Source organism: Candidatus Parvarchaeota archaeon, from assembly GCA_016866895.1.
Lineage (GTDB): Archaea > Micrarchaeota > Micrarchaeia > Anstonellales > VGKX01 > VGKX01.
The window spans coordinates 1-1,792 of the sequence record VGKX01000192.1; the positions used below are offsets into that span (position 1 = coordinate 1).

The window sequence follows — 1,792 nt, forward strand, 5'->3', positions numbered from 1 at the left end:
ATCCGAGGGGCTTGGGGTCAAATCGCCAACAAACAACATAAGCAAATCCCTGGCTCTTTTTTTGGCCAACCTAAAAATCTGGCTCTCAAAAATTGGCGTTGGGAACAAGGAATCAGCTTCCCTTTTGGCAGAAATGCTTGAAATAATTGGCTCCGACAGGCAAATCAGCTTTGCCAAGGCGCAAAAAATACTTGGCTATTCCCCAAAAGTCGGCATTCGTCAAGGCATCTTGCAGGTTGTTGGCAAGTTTAAAAAAGGTGAATTGGCACAAAACTAGTGCTGCCGTATTGTTTTGCATTGAAGGTGGCACAATGGCGCAGGCGCTTTTGGGAAAGGGCATTGCGCATTCAGTTTTCCAAATGATGTGGTTTTATGGCTGTTGCAATAGGAAAAGTGGAGAAATACATAAACGAGTCAATTGACAAGAAAGGGGCGCTTTTGTTCTCGCTTGTCGACCCGCTTGACTACAAGTCCCTCAAGGATGCCGCAGCCTGCGCAAAAGGCGCGTGCGAGGCTGGCACCGACCTAATTCTCATAGGCGGCAGCACAGGCGTGCAGGGGGACTTGCTTGATGCCGTTGCAAAGGAAATCAAGTCATTTGCCAATGTGCCAGTTGTCCTTTTTCCAGGAAATATTAGCACCGTTTCAAGGCATGCCGATGCAGTCTATTTCATGTCAATGCTCAATTCCAGAAACCCCTATTGGATAAGCACTGCCCAGATGCTTGCAGCCCACAATGTCCTTGGGATGAAGCTTGAGCCGCTTCCAGTTGGGTATGTTGTTGTGGAGCCAGGCGGCACTGTGGGCTTTGTCGGGGATGCAAACCTTATCCCGCGCAACAAGCCGAAGCTTGCGGCAGCTTACGCCCTTGCGGGCCAGTACATAGGTCACAGGTTAATCATAACAGATGCAGGCAGCAACCCGGCAACCGGGCACATCCCCCTTGAAATGGTGCAGGCTGTCTCTAAATCAATCAATGTCCCCTATATTGTCGCAGGCGGCATCCGCACGCCGCAGCAGGCAAAGGCTGTTGTGGGCGCAGGCGCACAGGCAATCCAGGTCGGCACTGCCTATGAAGGGGGGAAAGATGCGGCAAAGGTGACCCAGCTGCTTCTAGGCGCAGTCAGGGAAGGAGCAAGGCAAAGGCTGGGCCACTAGGCCTGCTGTTTTTGGGGGTGGGCGCGTGCCAGACTCGTGCATATTTTGCAAAATAATCGCAGGCCAGCTTCCTGCACACAAAATTTTTGAGGATGAAAAGACAATCGCCATCCTGGACCTGTATCCAGGGTGCGACGGGCACACTCTGGTAATACCAAAAGACCACCACACCGACATTTTTGACACGCCGACTCAGACTCTCACCAACATCATGTCAACTGTTGAAAAAATTGCAGAGAGGCAAAAAGAGAGGCTCGGGTGCCATGGCGTGAACATCGTCAACAACAGCGGCAAGGAAGCAGGCCAGGTTATCTTCCATCTGCACTTTCACGTTATCCCGCGGTTTGAGGGCGATGGCATTAACCTTAAAATAAATCGGTCAAGGGCGCAAGACGGCTCCCTTGGGCTGTTGCAGCAAAAGCTAAAATTTTAGGAAAGCTTGCCAATACTGGTGGTTTTAAGCCAGCTTTCAAGCATAATAACCGCCGTTTAACGGCCGTTTGGGTTTTGCGAATCTTTTGGCCTTGCCAAGAATCTGTCCAGCCGGTGTTTTTATCCCACCTGCGCTTGGCCTGTTTGCTGGCTGTAGCGTGTTTGCCATGCCATACTATCTGCAGGATTTGGTCTTTGACAT

The 1,792-nt window shown here is 50.8% G+C and carries 2 protein-coding genes; both read left to right on the plus strand.

The features are described from left to right. Positions 1-372: 372 nt before the first annotated feature. Positions 373-1,158: a geranylgeranylglyceryl/heptaprenylglyceryl phosphate synthase gene (locus FJZ26_05805; protein ID MBM3229923.1), complete on the plus strand. Its 786-nt coding sequence runs from the start codon at positions 373-375 to the stop codon at positions 1,156-1,158. A gap of 25 nt (positions 1,159-1,183) precedes the next feature. Then, positions 1,184-1,591, plus strand: a complete 408-nt coding sequence (locus FJZ26_05810) for an HIT family protein (protein MBM3229924.1) — start codon at positions 1,184-1,186, stop codon at positions 1,589-1,591. Positions 1,592-1,792: the final 201 nt, after the last annotated feature.

Excerpts from the sequence above, each read along its gene's own strand:
- FJZ26_05805 (MBM3229923.1), top strand. The coding sequence starts at position 373 with ATGGCTGTTGCAATAGGAAAAGTGGAGAAATACATAAACGAGTCAATT.